Source organism: Azospirillum argentinense, assembly GCF_000632475.1.
Classification (GTDB): Bacteria; Pseudomonadota; Alphaproteobacteria; order Azospirillales; family Azospirillaceae; genus Azospirillum; species Azospirillum baldaniorum.
This window is the reverse complement of sequence record NZ_CP007794.1, coordinates 1,072,621-1,091,705: the sequence shown is the minus strand read 5'-3', so window position 1 is coordinate 1,091,705 and position 19,085 is coordinate 1,072,621. Positions and strand designations below refer to the sequence as shown.

16 protein-coding genes are annotated in these 19,085 nt (G+C 68.4%); 8 read left to right on the top strand and 8 right to left on the bottom strand.

Annotated elements, in window-relative coordinates:
- Positions 1–6: 6 nt before the first annotated feature.
- Positions 7–1,572 (top strand): Ppx/GppA family phosphatase, encoded by a 1,566-nt coding sequence (locus tag ABAZ39_RS19130; RefSeq protein WP_081863165.1) that lies wholly within the window; start codon positions 7–9, stop codon positions 1,570–1,572.
- Positions 1,573–1,625: 53 nt separating this feature from the next.
- Here the strand turns inward: ABAZ39_RS19130 and ABAZ39_RS19125 are convergent, their stop codons facing one another.
- Both ABAZ39_RS19125 and rnd read right to left on the bottom strand, forming a co-directional pair.
- Positions 1,626–2,915 carry a hypothetical protein gene (locus tag ABAZ39_RS19125; protein ID WP_040134396.1) on the bottom strand — a complete coding sequence of 430 codons (1,290 nt, stop codon included), beginning with the start codon at positions 2,913–2,915 and terminating at the stop codon, positions 1,626–1,628.
- A 264-nt stretch (positions 2,916–3,179) separates the two neighbouring features.
- On the bottom strand, positions 3,180–4,346 hold the full coding sequence (rnd, locus tag ABAZ39_RS19120; RefSeq protein ID WP_040135583.1) for a ribonuclease D: 1,167 nt from the start codon (positions 4,344–4,346) through the stop codon (positions 3,180–3,182).
- 166 nt (positions 4,347–4,512) lie between these two features.
- Between rnd and aspS the strand changes: the two genes are divergently transcribed.
- A complete protein-coding gene (aspS, locus tag ABAZ39_RS19115; RefSeq protein ID WP_040134395.1) occupies positions 4,513–6,342 on the top strand; it encodes an aspartate--tRNA ligase in 1,830 nt (609 codons plus the stop codon).
- 178 nt (positions 6,343–6,520) lie between these two features.
- Here aspS and ABAZ39_RS19110 read toward each other — a convergent pair whose 3' ends face one another.
- Positions 6,521–6,748, bottom strand: a complete 228-nt coding sequence (locus ABAZ39_RS19110) for a hypothetical protein (RefSeq protein ID WP_040134394.1) — start codon at positions 6,746–6,748, stop codon at positions 6,521–6,523.
- A 147-nt stretch (positions 6,749–6,895) separates the two neighbouring features.
- Positions 6,896–7,774 (bottom strand): cell envelope integrity EipB family protein, encoded by an 879-nt coding sequence (locus tag ABAZ39_RS19105; RefSeq protein ID WP_207197812.1) that lies wholly within the window; start codon positions 7,772–7,774, stop codon positions 6,896–6,898.
- Between the two features lie 105 nt (positions 7,775–7,879).
- On the opposite strand from ABAZ39_RS19105, the gene ABAZ39_RS19100 reads away from it, so the two are divergent.
- On the top strand, positions 7,880–8,866 hold the full coding sequence (locus ABAZ39_RS19100; protein WP_040134392.1) for a 2-hydroxyacid dehydrogenase: 987 nt from the start codon (positions 7,880–7,882) through the stop codon (positions 8,864–8,866).
- A gap of 55 nt (positions 8,867–8,921) precedes the next feature.
- On the opposite strand, the gene ABAZ39_RS36660 is transcribed toward ABAZ39_RS19100, so the two are convergent.
- On the bottom strand, positions 8,922–9,116 hold the full coding sequence (locus ABAZ39_RS36660; protein ID WP_198129069.1) for a hypothetical protein: 195 nt from the start codon (positions 9,114–9,116) through the stop codon (positions 8,922–8,924).
- Between ABAZ39_RS36660 and ABAZ39_RS19095 the strand changes: the two genes are divergently transcribed.
- The 4 genes from ABAZ39_RS19095 (at position 9,115) to ABAZ39_RS19080 (ending at position 13,785) form a co-directional block, all read left to right on the top strand.
- Positions 9,115–9,924 carry a GGDEF domain-containing protein gene (locus ABAZ39_RS19095; protein ID WP_063922679.1) on the top strand — a complete coding sequence of 270 codons (810 nt, stop codon included), beginning with the start codon at positions 9,115–9,117 and terminating at the stop codon, positions 9,922–9,924. The two genes, ABAZ39_RS36660 and ABAZ39_RS19095, sit on opposite strands and share 2 nt — an antisense overlap.
- Positions 9,925–10,050: 126 nt before the next feature.
- The gene (locus ABAZ39_RS33175; RefSeq protein ID WP_282189938.1) at positions 10,051–11,796 is read left to right on the top strand and encodes a sensor histidine kinase; all 1,746 of its coding nucleotides are present in this window, start codon (positions 10,051–10,053) and stop codon (positions 11,794–11,796) included.
- 150 nt (positions 11,797–11,946) lie between these two features.
- Entirely contained in the window at positions 11,947–12,360 is a 414-nt protein-coding gene (locus ABAZ39_RS19085; protein ID WP_081863163.1) for a response regulator, read from the top strand.
- A 27-nt stretch (positions 12,361–12,387) separates the two neighbouring features.
- Complete coding sequence (locus ABAZ39_RS19080; protein ID WP_040134391.1) at positions 12,388–13,785, top strand: PleD family two-component system response regulator; 1,398 nt, start codon at positions 12,388–12,390, stop codon at positions 13,783–13,785.
- A 99-nt stretch (positions 13,786–13,884) separates the two neighbouring features.
- Here the strand turns inward: ABAZ39_RS19080 and rpmG are convergent, their stop codons facing one another.
- The 3 genes from rpmG to rnr form a co-directional block, all read right to left on the bottom strand.
- Entirely contained in the window at positions 13,885–14,052 is a 168-nt protein-coding gene (rpmG, locus tag ABAZ39_RS19075) for a 50S ribosomal protein L33 (protein ID WP_012974790.1), read from the bottom strand.
- A gap of 161 nt (positions 14,053–14,213) precedes the next feature.
- The gene (locus ABAZ39_RS19070) at positions 14,214–15,737 is read right to left on the bottom strand and encodes a S41 family peptidase (RefSeq protein WP_040135573.1); all 1,524 of its coding nucleotides are present in this window, start codon (positions 15,735–15,737) and stop codon (positions 14,214–14,216) included.
- Between the two features lie 215 nt (positions 15,738–15,952).
- Entirely contained in the window at positions 15,953–18,238 is a 2,286-nt protein-coding gene (gene rnr / locus ABAZ39_RS19065; protein WP_040134390.1) for a ribonuclease R, read from the bottom strand.
- A gap of 125 nt (positions 18,239–18,363) precedes the next feature.
- Between rnr and ABAZ39_RS19060 the strand changes: the two genes are divergently transcribed.
- Complete coding sequence (locus ABAZ39_RS19060) at positions 18,364–19,035, top strand: TIGR02117 family protein (RefSeq protein WP_040134389.1); 672 nt, start codon at positions 18,364–18,366, stop codon at positions 19,033–19,035.
- Positions 19,036–19,085 lie beyond the last annotated feature (50 nt).

Sequence of the window (19,085 nt, the reverse complement as noted above, 5' to 3'; positions counted from 1 at the left end):
TTGCTTATGACGCCGGCGCAGGAACACACGGTTGCCACCAAGGCCGTCGAGAAGGCCATCGAGAAGGTCGCCGACAGGGGCGAGCGGATCGCGGTCATCGACATCGGGTCCAACTCGATCCGGCTCGTCGTCTATGACGCTCTGAAGCGGTCGCCCCTGCCGGTCTTCAACGAAAAGGTCCTGTGCGGGCTCGGCCGCGGGGTGGAGAAGGCCGGCTGCCTGAACCCGGACGGCGTGATCCAGGGCCTGGAGGCCCTGGAACGCTTCGCCCTGCTCGTCGCGGGCATGCGCGTCGGGCGGCTGGACGTCATCGCCACGGCGGCGGTGCGCGACGCCACGGACGGCCCGGCCTTCATCCAGCGGGTGAAGGACCGCACCGGCCTCGACGTCAGCGTCATCAGCGGCGAGGAGGAGGCGCGGCTGTCCGCCATGGGCGTGCTGTCCGGCACCCCCGCCGCCGATGGACTGGTCGGCGACCTCGGCGGCGGCAGCCTGGAACTGGTGCGGCTGGAACGCGGCGTGATCGGCGAGCATCTGACGATGCCGCTGGGGCCGTTGCGCCTGATGGAACTGAACCCCGCCAAGCCGAACGGGCTGGTCCGCGCCATCGACCAGCATCTGGAGAAGCTGGACTGGCTGGCCCAGATGCGCGGGAAGCCCTTCTACCCGGTGGGCGGCGGCTGGCGGGCCCTGGCCAAGCTGCACATGGAGCATGTGAAGCACCCGCTGCACATCATCCATCACTACACGGTGCCCTTCGCCGAGGCGCGGGACTTCGCCGCGTTGATCGCCAAGCAGAGCCGCTCCTCGCTGGAGAAGATGTCCGGCTCCCGCCGCCGCATCGACACGCTGCCCTACGCGGCGCTGGTGTTCGAACGGCTGTTGCGGATGGTCCAGCCGTCCAGCGTGGTGTTCTCGGCCTTCGGGTTGCGGGAAGGGCATCTGTACGCGCTGCTCGATCCCGAGGCGCAGCGGCAGGACCCGCTGATCGCCGCGGTGGAGGATTGGGCGCAGCGCTTCGTCCGCATCGGCGACCCGGCCCTTCTGGTGTCCTGGACCGGCAACCTCTTCGCCGGGGAGGACGACGCGGCCCTGCGGCTGCGGCAAGCCGCCTGCCTGTTGAGCGACGTGGGCTGGGCCGAGCATCCCGATTACCGGGCGGAGCACGCCTGCCTGCGCATCCTGCGTTATCCCTTCCCCGGCATCGACCATGACGAGCGGGCCTTCCTGGCGCTGGCCGTCTACGCCCGCTACGCCGGTTCCATCGACGGTCCGGGCACGCCCAACGCGGTCACCGCGGGGCCGCGGTCGCTGCTCAGCGACGCCCAGGCGCGCAAGGCGCTGGTTCTGGGGCTGGCGCTGCGGCTGGCCCACACGCTGACCGGCGGGGCCACCGCGCTGCTGCAGCGCACGGCGCTGAAGGTGTCGGGGGAGCGGCTGGTGCTGACCCTGCCGGACGATTTCAGCGTGCCGGCCGGCGAGACGGTGCAGCGGCGCCTGGACGCGCTGGCGAAGGCGCTGAACCGCAAGGGCGAGATTGTGCCGCCGGCTAGGCCGCAAGCGGCGGAGTAGAGGTTTTTTACCCCTCTCCCGGGGCGGGAGAGGGGATCAAACTGGAAGAACCCTCACGCCACCTTGGCGTGGGCGATGGCTTCGCGGACGCTCACGCCCTTGCGCAGGATGTTGTCCACGGCGCGGCCCTGCACCATCGTGATGCCGACCTTGTGGGCGTAGACGAGGCTCGACACGCTGTCGCAGCGCGCCAGGATGAACTTGCAGCGGTCCTGCTCCTGGATGCGCTCCATGAAGTACTTCTCGAAGGTCGGGTCCATCTCCAGCATGTCGTTGGACCAGAAAATCTTCGCGTAGTCGGCGTTCAGATACTCCAGATCGAAGTTCGTCACCCAGAAGGGGTTCAGCCCGTCCACCGCAATCTGGTAGCGGCGGTCCTGGGCGAATTCCACGACCTCGTTGAACAGCGACAGGTTCTCGATCAGGTCGCCCTTGGAGATTTCCAGCACCACCTGCCCGCGGAAATCGAGGGGAAGCCGTTCGTCGAACTTCACGAAGCCGGTGGAAATGACCGTGGACAGATTGATGTTGATGCCGATGCGCCGGCCCCGCATGAAGCTGAGCCCGTGGTTCAGCGCGCGCAGCACCGACTGGTCGAGGTTGGCCGTGAAATAGTTGAACAACCACTTGTTGGCCGTGATGTCGTAGTCCGGGCAGAGCCGTTCCTGAAGCAGCTTGATCGAGATGTAGAGTTCGAAATAGGCCATGTCCTCTTCGGCGTTGCGGCCGATGTTGGCGATGGCCTGGTTGAACAGGAAGGGCGACAGGTCGAACATCTGCATGGAGCGTTCGAGCTTCGCCATCTCCTCCAGCGTGATCGGCGGCTTCGTCTCGTTGGAATGATCGCCGGTCTCGTTGGCCTGCAATTCCTCGATGAAGCGGATGACGTTGATGAAGTTCAACGCCAGTTCCATGATCGAGTAGAGCGAGAATTCCTTGTAGGGGTTGGCGCCGGTCAGGGTCGTCTTGGCCAGAAAGATCTGCTCCACCTTCTGGCAGACGTCGGTGACGCCGGTCAGCTTCAGCCCCTTGTAGAGGATGATGACGTCGCCGTTGGAGATGTTGAAGGACTGGAGGTAGGAGGCCTTGCTCGCCAGTTCCTGGATGATCGTGCGGACGATCATCTGGCTGGACGGGTCCTTGTCCCGCAGCAGCGACAGGTGCATGTGAATCAGCCGCATGCCCTGCAGTTCGGACTTCGCGGAGCGGAGCAGATTCAGCAGTTTGTCGTTGTCAAATTCGGGCTTCTGGTCCTTCGCGGCGGCGACGGCAGCCTGCTTCTCCGTCGTGGAGAGGCGGACGCGGTCGCGTCCCATGGGTGGTTTGCCGCCGAACCTGCTCATACGCGAAATCCCCCGGGTGTGCGCATAGGGCGTGTGCGCACCTTATAGGCGAGAATTCCATCCGCGAGCCACACCGGGCCGATACACGGCATGGATACGGAGCCCGTGACTTATTAGCCCTGACCTTTTTTAACAATGCCTTAAAGCGCTGTTAATTGCGATGAATTGTTTCATAATTTTGGCTAAACGTCGCGACGCTGACTGAACCTGTAACGGGCCAAGCCGACTCTTGCGCCATTCTGGAATGATTCTGGATGGGGCCGCTTACGACCCCTCTCCATTGCCGGCTGGAACGATGCGGACGCGACGGTCGAGCACCGCCAGCCCGATGCGGCCATGCTTCAGCGCCAGCGCGTCTTCGCCGAACAACTCCCGGCGCCAGCCCTGCATCGCGGGCACCTCGGCCGCATCGTCCGCGGCGATGGCCTCCAGATCGGCGGCGGAGGCGATCAGCTTGGACGCCACGTTGTTCTCTTCGCACTTCATCTTCAGAAGCACGCGCAGCAACTCAACGATCGGTTGCAGTCCGGGCGGCGGCTCCTCGCGCGGCTCGATGCGCGGCAGTTCGGAGTCCGGCAGGTCCAGCCCCTTCTGGACGCAGGCCAGCACCTCGGCGCCCTGGCGCCCTTCCGCGAAGCCGCGGCCCATGCCGCGGGTGCGGGCGAGGTCGTCCACGCTGGTCGGGGCGTGGGCGGCGATCTCCAGCAGCGCCTCGTCCCGCAGCACGCGGGAGCGGGGCAGGTCGCGGCGCTGCGCCTCGCGCTCCCGCCACGCCGCCAGTTCCTTCAGCACGGCCATGAAGCGCGGCTTGTTGGTGCGCACCTTCAGCCGCAGCCAGGAGCTGTCCGGGTCCGTCTGATAGGTGGCCGGGTCGGTCAGGACGGCCATCTCCTCCTCCAGCCAGTGGGCGCGGCCGGAGCGGACGAGGCGGCGCTTCAGCTTCTCGTAGGCCGGGCGCAGGTGGATCACGTCGGACAGGGCGTAGGTCAGCTGCCGCTCGGTCAGCGGGCGGTGCGACCAGTCGGTGAAGCGACTGGACTTGTCGATGCGCGCCCCGGCCAGCTTGGTGACCAGCGTCTCGTACCCCACGCTCTCGCCGAAGCCGCAGACCATGGCGGCGACCTGCGTGTCGAACAGTGGGTGGGGGATCTGGCCGGACAGGTGCCAGAAGATCTCCACGTCCTGCCGGGCGGCGTGGAACACCTTGAGGATGGCCGGGTCCACCATCACGCGGAACAGCGGCGCAAGGTCGATGCCTTCGGCCAGCGGGTCGATGGCGACCGCGCCGTTCGGCCCGCCGACCTGCACGAGGCAGAGCTGCGGCCAATAGGTCTTCTCGCGCAGGAATTCGGTGTCGACGGTGATGTAGTCCACCCCGGCCAGCGAGCGGCAGAAGGCGTCAAGGTCTTCGGTGGTCGTGATGAGTGTCATGCGGGCTTCATACACGAGCGCGCGACCGCGCGAAAGCTCGCCCTTCGGCAACTCTCCCAGCGTGCAGCGGACGCGGATGGCGACTTGACATTCCCGCGCTGTCGGTGTGGTGTGTCGGGCCGCCTTTCCGCGCAGGATTCCGACCTTTTCCAAGGTGTTTCGACCCATGCACCCCTACCGCACGCACACCTGCGGCCAGCTTCGCGAAGAGAACGCCGGTCAGATTGTCCGCCTGTCGGGCTGGATCAACCGCAAGCGCGACCATGGACAGCTCCTGTTCATCGACCTGCGCGACCATTACGGCCTGACGCAGTGCGTGGTCGACACCTCCAACCCGGCCTTCCAGGCGGCGGAGCGGCTGAAGCTGGAATCGGTCATCACCGTGACCGGCAAGGTGGTCAAGCGCACGGCGGAGACCATCAACGACCGCCTGCCGACCGGCCGCATCGAGGTGCAGATCGCCGAGCTGACGGTGCAGGGCGAGGCGGAGCAGATCCCGCTGCAGGTCAACCAGGACACCGACGCCGGCGAGGACGTGCGCCTGCGCTATCGCTTCCTCGACCTGCGCCGCGAGCGCATCCACGAGAACATCCTGCTGCGCTCGCGCGTCATCGCGTCGGCGCGCCGCCGCATGATCGACCAGGGCTTCACCGAGTTCCAGACGCCGATCCTGACCGCCTCCTCGCCGGAGGGCGCCCGCGATTATCTGGTGCCGAGCCGCAACCATCCGGGCAAGTTCTACGCGCTGCCCCAGGCGCCGCAGCAGTTCAAGCAGCTGCTGATGGTCGCCGGGTTCGACCGCTACTTCCAGATCGCCCCCTGCTTCCGCGATGAGGACGCTCGCGCCGACCGCAGCCCGGGCGAGTTCTACCAGCTCGACTTCGAGATGTCCTTCGTCACCCAGGAGGACGTGTTCGCCGCCATCGAGCCGGTGCTGCACGGCATCTTCGACGAGTTCGGCGGCTTCCGCCGCGAGACGCCGCCGGCCATCGACAAGCCGCCCTTCCGCCGCATCTCCTTCGCAGAGTCGATGCTGAAGTACGGCAACGACAAGCCGGACCTGCGCAACCCGCTGGAAATCACCGACGTCACCGCCGTCTTCAAGCGCGACGACGTGGAGTTCCGCGCCTTCAAGCAGACGCTGGAGAAGGGCGGCGTGGTCCGCGCCATCCGCGCCCCGAAGGTGTCCGACAAGCCGCGCAGCTTCTTCGACAAGCTGAACGACTGGGCGCGCGGCCTCGGCGCTCCGGGCCTTGGCTACATCATCTTCGAGGCGGCGGGCGGCAAGGGCCCGATCGCCAAGTTCGTGCCGGAGGCCGCCCAGGCGGAACTGCGCACGGCGGCGGGCGTGGAGGACGGCGATGCGGTCTTCTTCGTCTGCGACCAGCCCGGCCCGGCGGCCAAGCTGGCCGGCTTCGCCCGCACGAAGATCGGCGAGGAGCTGGACCTGATCGAGAAGAACGCCTTCCGCTTCTGCTGGATCGTCGACTTCCCGATGTACGAGCTGGACGAGGAGACCAACAAGGTCATCTTCAGCCACAACCCCTTCTCCATGCCGCAGGGCGGCCTGGAGGCGCTGAACACGATGAACCCGCTGGACATCAAGGCGTACCAGTACGACATCGTCTGCAACGGCGTGGAGCTGTCGTCGGGCGCCATCCGGAACCATCTGCCGGAGCTGATGTACAAGGCGTTCGAGATCGCCGGCTACCCGCCGGAGGAGCTGGAAGCCCGCTTCGGCGGCATGCTCAGCGCCTTCAAGCTGGGCGCACCGCCGCACGGCGGCTCGGCCCCGGGTATCGACCGCATCGTGATGCTGCTGGCCGACGAGCCGAACATCCGCGAGGTCATCGCCTTCCCGCTGAACCAGCGCGCGGAAGACCTGCTGATGCAGGCCCCGGCCCCGGTGGATCAGGCGCGCCTGCGCGAATTGCACCTGAAGCTGGACCTGCCGAAGCCGAAGGTCGCCGCCGAGGCGCCGAAGGCCGCCACCTGACGGCTTGAGTTTTCCTTTCCCTTCCCGCTTCGGCGGGGAGGGCAGGGCGGCCAACAAGAAAGCCCCGTCCGCCGACGGCGGGGCGGTTCGTTCGGGACGGCGACGGCGACAACGAACGACCGCCCCGCGCGGACGGCGGGCTTTCTTGTTGGGAACGGAAAGGCGAAAACGGAAGGCTTCAGGCCGCGACGTTGCCGGCTGGGGCCGATCCGATCATGCGGTAATAGTTGGAGTCGACCAGGACGAAGCAGCTCAGCGTCTTGGCGTCGCCCTCGTCCTCCGTGCTGACCACGCGGGCATGCGGGATGCCGAACAGGGTCACGGTCTCCCGCACGCGCCAGGACCGCCCGTTGGTCGCGCCAACAGTCTGGAACACCTGTCCCACCAAAACCTGCTTCTTGGCCATAGGGAAACCCTCATCCTGCTGTCGGTGCACACCATGACTCCATGGAGGCGTGGATACACCATGCACAGCTTAGGCCAGTTTCGTCATAATATGGCAAATTGAATTGTAACGATTTGCGCCAAAGGCTGTGACCTTTGCGCCCGGCGGTCAGCAACCCGACTTCGGCAGAGCCTCCACCTTTTCCAGGATGGCGTTCACGGTGAAATCGCCGTAGTCGATCTGCATGGATTCGGCCACGCCGTTCTGCAGCAGGCGCAGGCTCATCTCGTACTCGGGCTGGGCGGAATCGCTCTTCAGCGGGAAGAAGGCCATGCGCACCGGCCACGCCTTCTTGCCCTTGAGCAGCGGGTCGGCGCCGTCCTCCTTGGCCTGGATGGCTGCGCCAATGACCGTGGAAACCTCGGTCGCCCCTTCGGAATCGGCGCCGTCGAAGACGACCCGGTTGAAGAAGGTCTCGCCGGCCCCGGCGTGGTCGAGCACCGCCAGGGTGTGGGCGGTGGGGAACATGGTGTTGGGGGGCAGTTCCATGTCCTGGGGCTCCGGCTTGGAGAAGGCGGCGGTGCCGGTGCCGTCCTTGGCCAGCCGGGCGTCGCCGCGCACCTCCTCATCCTCCTCGCCGTTGATCAGCTTGCGGACGTTGAAGCGGTAGCGCTGCCCGTCCTTGGCCTCCCACGTCGTGTAGTTGGTGGTCATCGCCATCTCGTCGCCCTCGGCGTAGACGAAGCGGAGCTGAAAGCGCTGCTCCGTCGTCCAGCCGTCGCAGGCGTCGGCCCATTCGAAGAGCATGCGACCCCGCACGTCGCTGACCTTGGAGCTGTTGCGGGCGGACAGCAGCGACATCTTGTAGACGGCGCGGTGGGGCAGGATGTTCGCCGCGGCGCCGGCGGCCGCCCCCACCGCCGCGCCCGCCGCGTTGGCGGGTGCCGCCTGGACCGGGCCGGCTGCGGGAAGAGTGGTCAGGGACACCAGGAACGCGCCGAAGGTCGCGCAAAGGGCGAGGCGGGCGGCGGAGCGGCGGTTCTGCAAAGCGACATCCACAGGTGATTGGCAGCGTCGGATGGATTATGGGTGTTTCGGCGTCGGAGCGGAAGGCCCGACCCCCCGAATAAACGGAAGGCTGAGGACAGAAACATGCGCAGCGACACCCCCGCATCACGCCCCGTCCTCCTGGTGACCCGGCGCCTGCCCGAGGCGGTGGAGGCCCGTGCGGCGCGCGATTTCGACGCCCGGCTGAACCCGCAGGACCGCGCGCTGTCCGGCGCCGACATCGCCGCCCTGGCGGCGCAGACCGGTGCCGAGGGCATCCTCTGCACCGCCGGGGACCGGCTGGACGCCACGGCCATCGCGGCGCTGCCCGAGGGGGTGAGGATCGTCGCCACCTTCTCCGTCGGCACCGACCACATCGACCTGAACGCGGCCAAGGCCCGCGGCCTGATCGTCACCAACACCCCGGACGTGCTGACCGACGCGACCGCCGACATTGCCCTGCTGCTGATGCTCGGCGCGGCGCGGCGCGCCTCGGAGGGTGAGCGGATGATCCGCGCCGGAGCGTGGAGCGGCTGGACGCCGACCCAGCTTCTCGGCACCCATCTGGGCGGAAAGCGGTTGGGCATCATCGGCATGGGCCGAATCGGGCAGGCGGTGGCCCAGCGGGCGCGGGCCTTCGGCATGACCATCCACTACTCCAACCGGCGGCGCCTGCCCGCCGAGCAGGAGGCAGGGGCCGTCTATCACGCCGATCCCGAGGCGATGCTGGCGGTCTGCGACGTGCTGTCCCTGCATTTCCCGGCGACTCCGGAAACCACCCACTGGCTGAACGCGGAGCGGATCGAGCGTCTGCCGCCGGGCGCCATCGTGGTCAACTCCGCCCGCGGCTCCGTCGTCGACGACGAGGCCCTGATCGCCGCCCTGGCCTCCGGACGGCTGGCCGCCGCGGGGCTGGACGTGTTCGAGAACGAGCCGAACCTGCACGCCGGCTACCGGGGGCTGGAGAACGCCTTCCTGCTGCCGCATCTGGGGAGCGCCACGGTGGAAACCCGCAACGCCATGGGCTTCAGGGCGCTCGACAATCTGGACGCCGTCTTTGCCGGGGCGGCGGCGCCGGACCGCGTGGTGTGACGGCGCCGCGTGCGCGCCTGTCGGGAGCCCGACAGACGTTTTGTTCGAAAGCCGTTCAAAAGAGAAAATAAATCAAAAATAGATAAAATTTTCCGTAACCGGCTGTTCTCCAGGCAAATTCTGCCTGGGGGCGGCCTTGCCCGGCAGAAGTTGCCGGGACGAAAGGCCTAGTCTTCTGGATTTCCTCATATGGCACGGCGATTGCTTTGAATTCGGCGCAGCCAGTGCCGATCATGTGGAGAAAGCCCATGAGCGCCGTCGTGAACACCCAGGACCCGGACGCCATTTCCGCCGACCATCACGACGGACTGCCTTTCGACCGCGGGACCCACGACCGGCTGTTGCGGATGCCCCCCTTGCGAAGCTCCCGCATCGCCCATCCGGTGGTCGCCGTGACCGTCGAGGCGTCGGCCCTGGAGCGCCAGCTTGCCGAGGCCCGCGCGACCATCGCCGAACAGCGTGACCGGATCGCCTATCTGGAAAGCCTGTCCATGACGGACGAGCTGACCGGCCTGCTGAACCGCCGCGGCTTCTTCAGCCATTTCCGGCGCGAGATCGCCGCCGCGCGGCGGCAGGGGACCAAAGGAAACGGCGCCAAGGGAAATGGAACGGGCGGCGGGGTGTTGGTCATCATCGATCTGGACGGCTTCAAGCGGATCAACGACACCCATGGGCACATGGCCGGCGATGCCTATCTCCGGCAGGTCGCGCGGATGCTGGTCGGATCGGTCCGTGAGGAGGATGTGGTGGCCCGGCTGGGCGGGGACGAGTTCGCGCTTCTGCTGACCAAAACCGACGCGGTCTGCGGCGACGTCCGTGCCCGGCAGATCGCCGCGGCGGCGGGCCGACACTGCGTGCGTTGGAACAACGCCGACCTGCCGGTCCGCTTCTCCTTCGGGGTGCAATCCTATGGGGCCGACGACCGGGAGGAGGAGGTGATCCGCCTCGCCGATTCCCGGATGTACAGCAACAAGGCCGGGCGCCGCCCGCGCCCCGCGGGACGCAAGGCCGAACGCCCGTCCGGTCATCGCGCGGCGAACCCGCGGACCACCGCCTGACACCGTTCGACTCCGGCCCGGAGGTCGCCGCCGGACAGCGGGATCGGGCAGCCTGTCGCACCCCCCAGACCGCGCTTGACCGGGCGGTCGTTCCAGCCGCAGCATCGGCACCTTTCCGTCGCAGAGGTGCCCGTCCTGAACACGTTTTCGGATAGTCCGAATCCTCCTTCTTCGCCATTCCGGGCTGGCCAATCAACCGGTTGGGCCGCCGAAGGCGCGGCCGATGGGATACAGCCGCACGGCGCCCTGGTGGCGTTGCACAGCGATGGAAAGACGATCCTGGCCTGCAGCGCGAACACCGCGGAATTCCTCGGCCTGGTGCCGGACCGGCTGCTGGGTCGTGACGTCGGGGTTCTCGAACTTCCCGAGCTTGCGGGTTTGTTGACGGGGCTGCGCGCCCTGCCGCCGGACCTGCGGGCGCTGGGTTTGCACGCGTCCGTGACGCCGCCGGGAAGCCGGCCGCTGCCGGCCTTTCTGCACGAGCATGACGGCCGGGTGATCATCGAGGTGGAAAGGCTGCCCGCCGGGGCGGAGCATTGGCCCGCCACCACCCCGCCGTCCGGCTTCATGCCGGGCGTCGCGGCCCTGCGCGGGGTCGCAGGCCTGGAGGCCATGGCGGCGCACACCGCCAAAACCGTCCGCCGTCTCACCGGGATGGACCGCGTCATCGTCTGCCGTTTTGACGATTTCGGCAACGGGGAGGTGGTGGCAGGGGACGAGGCGCCGGATTGGGCGCACGCCCTTCCCGAACTCCGGCCCGGCGAGGCCCTGCCGGCAAGCGCCTTCGACCGCGGTCCGGACGGCAGCCCGCGCCTGCGCGTGGTCCTCGACCATGCGGCGGCGCCGGTTCCCCTCCTGCGCGCCGACAGGGCGCTTCCGCCGCCCGATCTCGCCCACGCCCATCTGCGCAGCCCGGCTCCGGCCCGCCGGGACTTCCTGAGGCGCATGGGAGCCGGGGCGGCCCTGACCGTACCGATTTTCCAGGGCGGCAAGCCGTGGGGGGTGATTTCCGGCCACCGCCGCCAGCCCCAGGGAGTGCCGCCGTCCGTCCGGATGCTGACCGCCATGGCCGCCGACGCGTTCGGCCTGATGCTGGACTCCGCCGAACGCGTCCTGGAGCGGGAGCGCCGGACCGCCCACGCCACGCGGCAGGCGGAGCTGAACCGGGTCAAGTCCGACTTCCTGACCGGGATGAGCCACGAGCTGCGCACCCCGCTCAATGTCATCATCGGCTATTCGGACTTTCTGCTGCATCCGGGGACCGGTCCGCTGACCGACCGGCAGCGCGACTGCATCGGCAACATCCGCGCTTCCGGCACGCATCTTCTCGAACTCATCAACGATGTTCTGGACCTGTCGAAGATCGAAGCCGGCCACCTCGACCTGAACGACGAGGACGTGGACGTCGCGGTCATGGTGGGCGAGGTCTACGCCCTTCAGGAATTGACGCTGGCGTCCGCCGGGCTGACCTTCGACGCGCTGTTTCCCCGTCCGCTGCCGCGCCTGCGCGCGGACCGGCGGTCGCTGCGCCAGATCCTGCTCAACCTGCTGTCCAACGCCGTCAAGTTCACCCCGGCCGGAGGGCGCGTCACCATCGACGTGGCGCGCACGGAGGAGCGGACCGGGACCGGGCTGCGCATCGCCGTGATCGACACCGGGGTCGGCATTCCGGAGGAGCACCGTCCCATCGTCCTGGAGCCCTTCCGGCAGGTGCCGGGGGAGCGCATTCGCGGCGGCACCGGGACCGGGTTGGGGCTGCCCATCGTGCGGTCCCTGGTCGAGGCCCACGGCGGGAGGCTGACCCTGTCCGGCGGCCCGGGGCAGGGCACGCGGATTGACCTGCATTTCCCGCCGGAGCGGGTCATCGCATGATGGAAGCCGTGGAATCCGCAGGACTTATCGGTCGGCCGCGGGCCGCGAAGGACATCGCTAACGACAATTTAACCGTCGCGGCGGGACAGTGAACGGGATATACCGGTCTTTCCGGGTGTGGTCGCTGCAAGCAGAAGCGCGGGTGGCACAATGCTCGCGGAACCGAACAGCCCCAAGAAGGCGCCGATGGACGACCGAACCGTGAAGCGTGTCCTGATCGTCGAGGACAACGAGCTGAACATGAAGCTCTTCCACGATCTGTTGGAGGCGCACGGCTACGCGACGCTTCAGACCCGCAACGGGATGGATGCCCTGGCCATCGCGCGGGAGCACCGGCCGGACCTGATCCTGATGGACATCCAACTGCCCGAGGTGTCGGGCCTGGAGGTCACGCGCTGGATCAAGGACGATCCGGAACTGGCGGGCATTCCGATCATCGCGGTGACCGCCTTCGCGATGAAGGGGGACGAGGAGAAGATCCGGGAGGGCGGCTGCGAGGACTACATCGCCAAGCCGATCTCGGTGACGAAGTTCCTGCAAGCCGTTCAGAAGTTCCTTCGTTAACCTTTTACGGGATCGGTCGCACGTTCCATGTCCGCTCGCGTCCTCGTCGTCGATGATGTCCTTCCGAACGTGAAGCTGCTCGCGGCGAAGCTGACGCGCGAGTATTTCAACGTCATCACCGCCAGCAATGGCCCCGAGGCGCTGGAGGTGATCCGGCGTGAGGCTCCGGACATCGTTCTGCTCGACGTCATGATGCCGGGCATGGACGGGTTCGAGGTGTGCGAGAAGATCCGCTCCGACCCCGCGACCATGCACATTCCGGTGGTGATGGTCACCGCCCTGTCCGATGGCGCCGACCGCGTGCGTGGGCTGGAGGCCGGGGCCGACGACTTCCTGACCAAGCCCGTCAACGACATCGCCCTGTTCGCGCGGGTGCGCTCGCTCGTCCGCCTGAAGATGATGATGGACGAATGGCGGCTGCGCGAGACCACCTCCGGCCAGTTCGGGGTTCTGGAGCCGACCGGCACGCTGCACAGCGAGTCCTTCGAGGGGGCCCGCATCCTGGTGCTGGAGGATTCGCTGCTCGATCTGGCCAAGATCGCCGAAACGTTGCAGCGCGACCATGGCCACATCATGTCCGCCGGCACCTGCGCCACGGCTCTGGAGCGCGCGCTGGGCGACGATCTGGATCTCGTGGTGATCAGCCTGACCCTGATGAACGAGGATGGGCTGCGTTTGTGTTCCCAGCTGCGCTCGCACGAACGCACGCGGCAGGTGCCGATCCTGCTGGTGGTGGATGAGGGCGACCTCAACCGCGTCGCCAAGGGGCTGGAGCTGGGCGCCAACGATTACGTCATCAAGCCGATCGACCGGAACGAGCTGCTGGCCCGCGCCCGCACCCAGATCCGGCGCAAGCGCTACCAGGAGCGGCTGCGCGCGAACTACGAGCAGAGCCTGTCCATGGCGCTGACCGACAGCCTGACGGGCGTCTTCAACCGCCGCTACATCAACGCCCACCTGCCGCGGCTGCTGGAGCGGGCGATCGACAACCACAAGCCGGTGGCGATCCTGCTGTTCGACATCGACCATTTCAAGGTCGTCAACGACAGCTACGGCCACACCGTGGGCGACGAGGTGCTGAAGGAGGTGTCCAGCCGCGCCAGCCGCAACCTGCGCACCTTCGATCTGGTGGCGCGGCTCGGCGGCGAGGAGTTCGTGGTGATCCTGCCGGACACCGACGCCGAAGCGGCGCTGACGGTGGCGGAGCGTCTGCGCACCCGCATCGCCGACACCCTGTTCAAGGTGACCGCCGACGTGGGTGAGATCCCGGTCACCGTGTCCATCGGCGTCACGGTCGGCGGCCGGCTGGGCGACACCGCCGAAGGGCTGATCCGCCGGGCCGACGAAGCGCTCTACGAGGCCAAGCGCGCCGGGCGCAACCGCACCATCGCCGACCCTCGCGCCGACGCCCTGCTGGCTCCCTGACGGGCGCCGGGCCGGCTCCTGACGGAACCTGTGACCCTCCGGACAAGCAAAAGGCCGCCGAAAGGCGGCCTTTCTGATTCCGGTGGTCCCGGGGAAACCTTACTTGATCTTGGCTTCCTTGAACTCGACGTGCTTGCGAGCCACCGGGTCGTACTTGCGGAACGACAGCTTCTCGGTGGTCTTCTTCGGGTTCTTCTTCTTCACGTAGAAGAAGCCGGTGTCGGCCGTGCTCACCAGCTTGATGAGGACGGTGTTCTGCTTCGCCATGATCTCAATCCCGACTAAAAATCCGTGACCCGCCAGCCCGGCGGGGCGGCGTCGTAGCGGGGGAAGATACCCGCTACAGCCGCGATGTCAAGCCTTTGTAAAGTGGCCGGAAGGGCCGGTCGGAGTCCTTTTTTCGCCCGCAATCCGGGGCGGAAAACGACTCAGCGCTCGGCCACCGTGTTGGTGGAGGACAGGGCGACCGCGCGCTGGTAGAGCGCCGGTTCGGCGAGAAGGCGCAGCGCCACCTTCACGTCCAGTTCCGGTTCGTGCTCCTTCCACGGGCAGGCCTCGCGCAGGCGGGCCAGCGCCTCCTCGTCGTCGGCGGCGCGGGCGCGCCAGCCGGCGAACTGGGTCATCGGGCGCGCCCGGCCGTCGCGCAGGTCGGACAGCAGGGCGATGGGATCATCCTGGCCGGCGCGGCTGGTGCAGACCGTCGGCTGCACGCCCTGGCGGTGCAGGGTGTAGCCGGCGGGCGTGTAGATGCGGCTCCAGGTCAGGAACAGCTCGCCGTCGTTGGGCAGGCGGGTCACCGTCTGGACGCTGCCCTTGCCGTAGGAGGAGGCGCCGACCACCACCGCGCGCCCCGAGTCCTGGAGCGCCGCCGCCACCACCTCGGCGGAGGAGGCGGACCGCCCGTCGACCAGAACGACCAGCGGCAGGCCTTCGGCGATGTCGTCGGGGCCGGCCTCGAAGCGCTGGCGGCTGTCGGGGTGGCGGCCCTCGGTCGTGATGATCTTGCCTTGGGCGATGAACAGGTCGGCCACCGCGACCGCCTGATCGAGCAGGCCGCCGGGGTTGCCGCGCAGGTCGAGCACGAAGCCGCGCAGGCCCTTGCCCATGCTCTGCCGCGTCGACAGCACGGCGTCGCGCAGGTTGGAGGCGGTGGCGGCGTTGAAGCGGTCCACCTTCAGCACGCCGACCTGCTCGGACACGCTGGCGTTCACCGTGTTGGGAACCACGCGCTCCCGCCGGAGAGGGGCGCGGCGGGGCGGGTTGTTGTCGCGCGCCACGGTCAACAGGACCATGGTCCCGGTCGGGCCGCGCAGCCGGTCGCGCATGTCCGACTCGTTCAGGCGCGCGGTCAGGTCGCCGTCGATGGCCAGAAGCTGGTCGCCGCTGCGGATGCCGGCGCGGTCGGCCGGGCTGCGCGGCAGCACGTTGCGGATCAGGGTGCGCCCGTTCGCCGTCTCCAGCGACAGGCCGATCCCGCCGTAGCCCTCGCGCTGGGCGCGTTCGCTGGTGGCACGCTGGGTGCCGGTGTAGCGGGAGTAGCCGTCGAGGTCCGACATCACGGAATCGAGGACCACCTGATAGACCCGCTCCGGCACCGCCTGATAGAGGGTGGGGGAGTAAAGGCGGGCGCGTTCCACCGCCTTGGTGGTCAGGGCGGCCCAGCCGGCGGCGTCGGACAGCGACGGGGCGGCGTACTCGCCGATCAGGCTTCCGGAAACGTACAGGCGTACGGTGTTGCCCTGGCGCTCGGCGCGGGCGGTCGGGTCGATGGTCGCGAGACCCTTCAGCCCGTCCAGCCCGAGGCGGCCGAAATCAACCTGTTGGAGATACACTTCGGCGATCTTGCCGTACGCAACGGCGAAGACCTGCTCGCTGACGAAAGCGGCTTCGCTCGCGGCTGCGGCCGGACGGGGCAGCGCCCCGCCGAGGCTTCCGAGGCCGACAGCGAGCATGGCGGCCGCGAGCGGGACCGACAGCCGCCCGCGCGGCGAAAATCCTCGTTTCCGTATGCCCATGGCGCGCCGTACGCGGCCTCCTTTCCCACAGGCGGACCCGGACGGTTGCCCGCCGGGTTCGAACGGATAAGGAATAGCACTTCAGAAATGAGGGCTGGCGGGACAAAAGACGGGGGCAAGACTCTTTGTCGTGGAATGTCCACCACTGTGACTCAGCGGCCACGCTTCCGTTGCTTCTGGGTTGCGTGGCCCGCGAAACGGGCGTTTCCCGTGGGGCGATCGGGGTTGCCGGATTGCAACGGATGATCGGTTCCGCCAACAGAAATTCCGGTCAAGTCACCCTCGGCGCGGGGCAGGGCGAACAGGGTGCTGCCGGTCAGCGGGTCGGCCTCCATCAGCACCACCGTCACCGCGGCGCCCAGCCGGTAGCGGCGGCCGGTGCGCTGGCCGACCAGGGCGTGGGCGCGCTCGTCATGCTCGTACTGATCGTCGGGCAGGGTGCTGGCGGGGATCAGCCCGTCGGCGCCGTTCTCGTCCAGCCGGATGAACAGGCCGAAGCGGGTGACCCCGGAAATCCGTCCGGTGAACAGGGCACCCACGCGGTCGGCCAGGAAGGCGGCGGTGAAACGGTCGATGGCATCGCGCTCGGCCGTGGCGGCGCGGCGTTCGGTCATCGAAATGTGCTCGCCGATGTCGGTCAGTCCGGCCATGGCCGCGTCGTCCAGCCCGCCCGGCCCCAGCCCGTGCACGCGGATCAGCGCCCGATGGACGATCAGGTCGGCGTAGCGGCGGATCGGCGAGGTGAAGTGGGCGTAGCGGTCCAGCGACAGGCCGAAATGGCCGATGTTCTCCGGGCTGTATTCCGCCTGCGACTGGCTGCGCAGGATGACCTCGCTGACCAGCTGCGAGTCCGCCGTTCCGGCGGCGCGGTCGAGGATTGCGGTGAAATGGGCCGGTTTCAGCCGGGGCACCCGCGGCAGCGTGTAGCCGATACCGGTCAGGAACTCGCGCAGTGTCTCCTGCTTGTCGAGCGATGGCTGGTCGTGCACGCGGAACAGGCCGGGCATGCCCGCCCGCTCCAGGCTGTCCGCTGCCGCGACGTTGGCGCAGATCATGAATTCTTCGATCAGCCGGTGGCTGTCGAGGCGCTCGCGCGGCGCGATCTCCGCCACCCGCCCGCGCTCGTCCAGCCGCACGCGCCGTTCCGGCAGCTCCAGCTCCAGCGTGCCGCGGCGCTGCCGGGCCGCCCACAGGCGGGCGTAGGCGCCGTAGAGCGGGGCGATGACCGTCTCTAGCAGCGGTGCCGTCGCCTCGTCCGGGGCGCCGTCGCGGGCCGCCTGCACCTGCTCGTAGGTCAGGCGCGCGGCGGAGCGCATCAGTCCGCGCACGAAGCGGTGCCGCAGCAGCGCGCCGTGGCGGTCGATCCACAGATGCGCCGCGACGCAGGCGCGGTCCTCATGGGGGCGGAGCGAGCAGAGGTCGTTGGACAGCGCCTCCGGCAGCATCGGCACGACGCGGTCGGGGAAATAGACGGAGTTGCCGCGCTCGTATGCCGCCCGGTCCAGCGCCGAATTGGGGCGGACGTAGAAGGCCACGTCGGCGATGGCGACCAACAGGTGCCAGCCGCCTTCGTTCGCCGGGTCGGGGTCCGGCTCCGCCCACACCGCGTCGTCGAAATCGCGGGCGTCGGCGCCGTCGATGGTCACCAGCGGCAGGTCGCGCAGGTCGGTCCGTCCGGTCAGGGAGGGCACGGCGGCGTGCGACGCCTCGCGCAGGGCGGCGGGCGGGAAGTCGGTGGGCAGCCCATGGGTGTGGACGGCGATCAGGCTGACGGCGCGCGGCTCCGCCGTATGGCCCAGCCGCTCGGCGACGCGGGCCTGCGGCAGGCCCATCCGGGAGGCCGGCAGCAGGTCGGCCAGCACCAACTCGCCCGGCTCGGCGTCGTTGCGGTTGGCCGGCAGGACCAGCAGTTCGGTCTTGTTGCGCTTGTCGGTGGGGACGATGCGCCCGCCGTCCGCCGCGGGGTAATAGACGCCGAGGACGCGCCCCACTGTGCCGTCGAGCCGGCGGATGGTGCGGGCCTCGTACAGCCGGTCGTTGATGCGGCTGAGCTTCGCCAGCACCCGGTCGCCGGTCCCCAGCGTGGGGTGGCCCTTCCTCTCCGGCATCAGGAAGATGCGCGGCGGGTTGCCCTCGCCGGTCCAGGTGACCGGGCGTGCGGTGACCTCGCCGTCCGCATCGGTGCCGGTCACCTCCAGCACGGCGACCTCCGGCAGCGACTGCGGCGGGGCGACGCGCTTGTTGCGCCCGCGTTCCACGGCGCCGTCGGCCTCCAACTCCTTCAGCAGCGCCTTCAGCCTCTCGCGGTCGTCGCTGCCCGACAGCTTGAAAGCGCGCGCGATCTCGCGCTTGCCGACCGGAGTCGCGCTGTCGCGGATGAAGGAGAGGACGGTGTCCTTATCGGGAAAGCTGCCGGAGCGGCGGGAGGTGTCGGTCAAGGGAATCCGTGCCGTGGAGAGTGGACCGCTTAAGTAAGCCCTGGGCGTGGCGAATCCAACCGCCGCGCCATGGCTCCGCCACAAAGACGCGCCAGAACCGTGCCGGGCGTGGCGGGAGCGCATCCATGAGGGTGGTACGGAACGGGGTGGCGCTGGCGTTGGCCGTTCCGGCGATTGCGGCCGGAGCCTACCTGCTGGCCGCTGCGGTGCTGTCCCGTCTCGCGGTGGAGGGGCGGCCGGCGGCGCGGGAAGGTGTGGAGGTCTTTGTCTGCACCAACGGCATCCACACCGATCTGGTGCTTCCCGCCGTCACGGACACCGTGGACTGGACCATCGACCTGCCGGACGGCGACTTTCCCGGCGCCGGCCGCCGGGCGAGCCATCGCTCCTTTGGCTGGGGCGATCGCGCCTTTTATCTGGAAACCCGCCAATGGTCGGACCTGCGGCTTGCCACGGCGCTGTCCGCCCTGTTCGGCCGAGGGCCGTCGGTGATGCATGTCTACGCGTTGCACAGCCCGGCGGGGAGCCCGGATTGCGGGGTGGTGGTGCTGGACGAGGGGCAATACGGCGCCCTGGCTGCCTTCGTGCGCGGCAGCTTCCGCCGCGACGGGGAGGGGCGGGCGTTGCCCCTGCCGGGCAGCGGCTATGGCGCGACCGACCTCTTCTACGAGGCGGTCGGCCATTACAGCCCGGTCGAGACCTGCAACGAATGGACCGGCAAGGCCCTGCGCGCCGCCGGAGTGACCATGGGCGCCTGGACGCCGTTCGAGAGCGGCGTCATGCGTTGGGTGCGGTAGGGAGTCAAGAGCGGCAGTTATCCCCTCTCCCCTCCGGGGAGAGGGTTAGG

What these genes read in the sequence shown, in the direction of transcription:
- ABAZ39_RS19095 (WP_063922679.1), top strand. Translation starts at nt 9,115, where the DNA reads ATGAGCGCCGTCGTGAACACCCAGGACCCGGACGCCATTTCCGCCGAC.
- aspS (WP_040134395.1), top strand. Translation starts at nt 4,513, where the DNA reads ATGCACCCCTACCGCACGCACACCTGCGGCCAGCTTCGCGAAGAGAAC.
- ABAZ39_RS36660 (WP_198129069.1), bottom strand. Translation starts at nt 9,116, where the DNA reads ATGGGCTTTCTCCACATGATCGGCACTGGCTGCGCCGAATTCAAAGCA.
- ABAZ39_RS19100 (WP_040134392.1), top strand. Translation starts at nt 7,880, where the DNA reads ATGCGCAGCGACACCCCCGCATCACGCCCCGTCCTCCTGGTGACCCGG.
- ABAZ39_RS19070 (WP_040135573.1), bottom strand. Translation starts at nt 15,737, where the DNA reads ATGCTCGCTGTCGGCCTCGGAAGCCTCGGCGGGGCGCTGCCCCGTCCG.
- ABAZ39_RS19130 (WP_081863165.1), top strand. Translation starts at nt 7, where the DNA reads ATGACGCCGGCGCAGGAACACACGGTTGCCACCAAGGCCGTCGAGAAG.
- ABAZ39_RS19110 (WP_040134394.1), bottom strand. Translation starts at nt 6,748, where the DNA reads ATGGCCAAGAAGCAGGTTTTGGTGGGACAGGTGTTCCAGACTGTTGGC.
- ABAZ39_RS19060 (WP_040134389.1), top strand. Translation starts at nt 18,364, where the DNA reads ATGAGGGTGGTACGGAACGGGGTGGCGCTGGCGTTGGCCGTTCCGGCG.
- rpmG (WP_012974790.1), bottom strand. Translation starts at nt 14,052, where the DNA reads ATGGCGAAGCAGAACACCGTCCTCATCAAGCTGGTGAGCACGGCCGAC.
- rnd (WP_040135583.1), bottom strand. Translation starts at nt 4,346, where the DNA reads ATGACACTCATCACGACCACCGAAGACCTTGACGCCTTCTGCCGCTCG.
- ABAZ39_RS19080 (WP_040134391.1), top strand. Translation starts at nt 12,388, where the DNA reads ATGTCCGCTCGCGTCCTCGTCGTCGATGATGTCCTTCCGAACGTGAAG.
- ABAZ39_RS19125 (WP_040134396.1), bottom strand. Translation starts at nt 2,915, where the DNA reads ATGAGCAGGTTCGGCGGCAAACCACCCATGGGACGCGACCGCGTCCGC.
- ABAZ39_RS19085 (WP_081863163.1), top strand. Translation starts at nt 11,947, where the DNA reads ATGCTCGCGGAACCGAACAGCCCCAAGAAGGCGCCGATGGACGACCGA.